This is a genomic window from Streptomyces sp. SID13666, assembly GCF_010548325.1.
GTDB lineage: Bacteria > Actinomycetota > Actinomycetes > Streptomycetales > Streptomycetaceae > Actinacidiphila > Actinacidiphila fildesensis.
Window position 1 is genome coordinate 1 of record NZ_JAAGLX010000195.1, and the last position, 431, is coordinate 431.

General features: G+C 67.7%; 1 pseudogene. It reads right to left on the bottom strand.

The annotated features are described in order from the left end of the window. Window positions 1-307 (bottom strand): annotated as a pseudogene (locus G3I60_RS44065) (tetratricopeptide repeat protein); the annotation flags it as partial. Between the last annotated feature and the right edge of the window lie 124 nt (window positions 308-431).

Below are 431 nucleotides of genomic sequence, written 5' to 3' on the forward strand. Positions count from 1 at the left end.
CGGCCGCGCATTCTGCCTCGCACTCGGCGTGCTGACCGAGCGAGATCATCTGCTGGGCGCGGTCCGAGCGCAGCTTCAGGGTCAGCCAGTGATCGGCTCCAAATATCCTGCTGAAGGCAGGCAGCGCTTCGCCGTAGGTGGCGAGTGCCTCGGAGTGGCGGCCTTGGGCGCCCGTCGCGAGCGCGGCGATGTTCAGCGCCACAGCTGCGTACTCGTCGTCGCGTGGCCGCGATCGGGCCACGGAGCGGGCTTCGGCCTCCGCCTCGGCGTAACGCCCGGCTTCGTAAAGGGCTTTGGCCTCAGCCACAGGCGTTCCCGTCATTCGTTGGGCGTCGCTTCGGCCACGCGGCCGGAAAAATCCCATGACCAGGAGCATACGGATGCTGCGCAGACTGCTCGGCGAAGAGGCAAGGAGATGGTCGGCAGCCACC